The sequence below is a fragment of the Rhizobacter sp. genome, from assembly GCF_035702065.1.
Lineage (GTDB): Bacteria > Pseudomonadota > Gammaproteobacteria > Burkholderiales > Burkholderiaceae_C > Rhizobacter.
Genome location: NZ_DASSRA010000369.1, coordinates 1 through 3133 on the forward strand (window position 1 = coordinate 1; position 3133 = coordinate 3133).

Here is a 3133-nt window from a genome sequence, read left to right on the forward strand (position 1 = left end):
AGGCCATGTCGACATCGACCTCACCGCCAGCCAGCCCGAACCGGAGCCGGTGCGCAGCGGCCCCGACACCGGGCCGGTCGACCTCAACCTCGAGCTCTCGGCAACGCTCGATCTCGACCTTACGTCCAAGGAGCCTGCCGAGCCCACGCAAGGCCTGCCGCTGATGGACCATGTGCGCCTGGGCTTTGCCTACCAGATGCACCTGAACGACCAGTGGCAGAAGGTGCGGCTGAGCTACGTGAGCCCGGGCCGCGCCTTCTTCGTGTTCACGCGCGGCAAGCGCCACCACGAGACCGTGTCGCTCACCGCACGCATGCTCGCGCGCATGTGCGAAACCGGCCGATTCAAGGCCTTCGAGAGCTCCTACCTGATCGAACGCGCCACCGCGCGGGCACGCAAGCAGCTGGCCGCGCTCACCGCCAACAGCAAGTAACCGCTAGGCGCTCAGCCGAGCGGCCATGCGCAGCGCCGCGAGCAGGCTCGCCGGGTCAGCGCGCCCGGTGCCGGCGATGTCGAACGCCGTGCCATGGTCAGGGCTGGTGCGCACGAACGGCAGACCGAGCGTGACGTTCACGCCCTGCTCCACTCCCAGGTACTTCACCGGGATGAGCCCGTGATCGTGCGTCATCGCGACCACCAGATCGAATTCACCGGGGTGCGCGGCCGTGTGGCGGGCACGCATGAACACCGTGTCGGGTGCGTAGGGGCCGCTGGCGGCGATGCCCTCGGCCTGCGCGGCGGCGATCGCCGGTCCGATGATGCGCAGCTCCTCGTCGCCGAACAACCCGCCTTCGCCCGCGTGCGGGTTGAGCCCCGCCACCGCGATGCGCGGCGCGGCCAACCCGAAGGAGCGCGCGGCCTGGTCGGCGATGCGCAGAGTCTGCAGCACGGCGTCGAAGCTCACCGCGTCGATGGCCCGTCGCAGCGACATGTGGATGGTCACCAGCACCGTGCGCAACTCGTCGTTGGCCAGCATCATGCGCACCGGTGGCGGCACCTGTCCGGGTTCGGTGGCAAGTGCCTGCAGCATCTCGGTGTGGCCGGGGTAGCCCACGCCGGCGGCGGCGAGGGCTTCCTTGTGAATGGGTGCGGTGACGATGGCGCGCACCTCACCGGCTCGCACCAGATTCACCGCTTGGCGGATGCAGGCCGCAGCAGCCGCACCCGCCCGCGCGTCGATCTGGCCCACGGGTGCCTGAGCCAAGTCGGCCGGCAGCCCATGGGCCTGCATCAGCGGCACGCAATTCGGCGGGCAGTCAGCGGCGTCGTGAGCGCTCTCGATCAGGGCCAGCGCCGTGTGCCGCCCGGTCAAGGTCAGCGCCCGCCGCATCACGCCGACATCGCCCAGCACGAACGCGCCCTGCGCCTCGCCGGAAGCAAACACCTTGGCGATGATTTCCGGCCCGATGCCGCAGGCATCGCCCATGGTGATGACAAGCGGAGCGTTCACGCGGGGTTGTCGATCTCGATGAACTGATGCTCCAGCCCGAACTGCTCGGCAAGGTGCGTGGCCAGGGCCGGTGCGCCGTAGCGCTCGCTCGCGTGGTGGCCGCAGGCGAAGAAGGCCACGCCGGTTTCGCGCGCCAGGTGGGCCTGCGGCTCGGAGATCTCGCCGGTGATGTAGGCATCGGCACCGGCCGCGATGGCGGCTTCGAAGTAGCCCTGGGCCCCGCCGGTACACCAGGCCACGCGCCGGATGGGTTGTTCATTGCGCCCTTCCACCATCACCGGCGGGCGGCCCAGGCGTGAGCTCAGCACGGCTTTGAGCGCAGCCGCGGTGAGCGGTTGAGCCGGGCTGCCGATGAAGCCCAGCTCCTGCTCACCAAAGCGGCCGTCGGGTGTGAACTGGAGCTGGGCGCCGAACTGCGCGTTGTTGCCGTAGAGCGGGTGCGCATCCAGCGGGAGGTGGTAGGCGAAGAGGTTGATGCCGTGCGCCATCAACAGTTCAACGCGGGCCTTGAGCCAGCCCGTCAGGCGGCCGTCGTGGCCCTTCCAGAACAGGCCATGGTGCACCAGCACCGCATCGGCCTTCTGCTCGATCGCCGCCTCGATGAAAGCACGGCTCGCGGTGACACCGGAGACGAGCTTCTGCACCTCTGGCTTGCCCTCGATCTGCAAACCGTTCGGCCCATAATCGCGGAACTTCCCCACCTCCAGCAGCGTGCTCAGGTACGACTCGAGTTCGGTGCGTGAGGTCATGAAACAGGATCTCGTTGATGCGCAAGACGTGGCTCATTTTCTCCCAAGCCGTGACCGTGGCCTTGGCCGTGTTGTTCGTGGTGGCCACGCTCAAGCCGGAGTGGATCAAGCGCGGAAGCGAAAGCACCGGGCTGCCCAGCATCGTGTCGATCAGCCAGGCACCGGCCGTGCAGCCGGTGGCCTTGGCACCTTCGGGCAGCGCTCCGAGCTTCGCCGCGGCAGCGAAGCGCGCCACCCCTGCGGTGGTGAGCATCGTGGCCAGCAAGGCACCGCAACGCAACCCGCACAGCGAAGACCCTTGGTTCAAGTTCTTCTTCGGTGACCAGGCCCAGCGCCAGCAACAGCAGCCGCAGGTCGGCCTCGGCTCGGGCGTGATCGTGTCGCCCGAAGGCTATCTGCTGACCAACAACCACGTGATCGAAGGCGCGGACGACATCGAGGTGCAGCTGCCCGATGGCCGCCAGGCCAAGGCCAAGATCGTCGGCGCCGACCCGGAGACCGACGTTGCCGTGCTGAAGATCGCACTCGAGAAGCTCCCGGTCATCACCTTCGGCAGCATCGAGACGGTACAGGTGGGCGACGTGGTGCTGGCCATCGGCAACCCCTTCGGCGTGGGTCAGACGGTCACCTCGGGCATCGTCAGTGCCCTGGGGCGCAACCAGCTCGGCATCAACACCTTCGAGAACTTCATCCAGACCGATGCCGCGATCAACCCCGGCAACTCGGGTGGGGCATTGATCGACGTGAACGGAAACCTCGAGGGAATCAACACCGCGATCTATTCGCGCTCCGGCGGCAGCCTCGGCATCGGCTTCGCCATCCCGGCGAGCACCGCGCGCGAGGTGATGGAGGGCCTGGTGCGCGACGGCCAGATCACCCGCGGCTGGATCGGCGTCGAGCCGCAGGACCTGACGCCGGAGATCGCCGCCACGCT

General features: G+C 68.2%; 3 protein-coding genes and 1 pseudogene. 2 read left to right on the plus strand and 2 right to left on the minus strand.

Going from position 1 to position 3133, the window contains the following annotated elements; translation table 11 throughout:
- A pseudogene (locus tag VFL64_RS16375) lies at nt 1-433 on the plus strand (hypothetical protein); the annotation flags it as partial.
- 3 nt (nt 434-436) lie between these two features.
- Here VFL64_RS16375 and pdxA read toward each other — a convergent pair.
- Together pdxA and VFL64_RS16385 are read right to left on the minus strand one after the other, a co-directional pair.
- Nucleotides 437-1450, minus strand: coding sequence for a 4-hydroxythreonine-4-phosphate dehydrogenase PdxA (pdxA, locus tag VFL64_RS16380; RefSeq protein WP_489541445.1), 1014 nt, complete (start codon nt 1448-1450; stop codon nt 437-439).
- Nucleotides 1447-2199 carry a Nif3-like dinuclear metal center hexameric protein gene (locus VFL64_RS16385; RefSeq protein ID WP_489541446.1) on the minus strand — a complete coding sequence of 251 codons (753 nt, stop codon included), beginning with the start codon at nt 2197-2199 and terminating at the stop codon, nt 1447-1449. Before VFL64_RS16385 ends, pdxA begins: the two co-directional genes overlap by 4 nt.
- A gap of 17 nt (nt 2200-2216) precedes the next feature.
- Between VFL64_RS16385 and VFL64_RS16390 the strand changes: the two genes are divergently transcribed.
- Nucleotides 2217-3133: trypsin-like peptidase domain-containing protein (locus tag VFL64_RS16390; RefSeq protein WP_489541447.1), on the plus strand; the 917-nt coding region annotated here is incomplete at its 3' end.

Excerpts from the sequence above, each read along its gene's own strand:
- VFL64_RS16385 (WP_489541446.1), bottom strand. The coding sequence starts at position 2,199 with ATGACCTCACGCACCGAACTCGAGTCGTACCTGAGCACGCTGCTGGAG.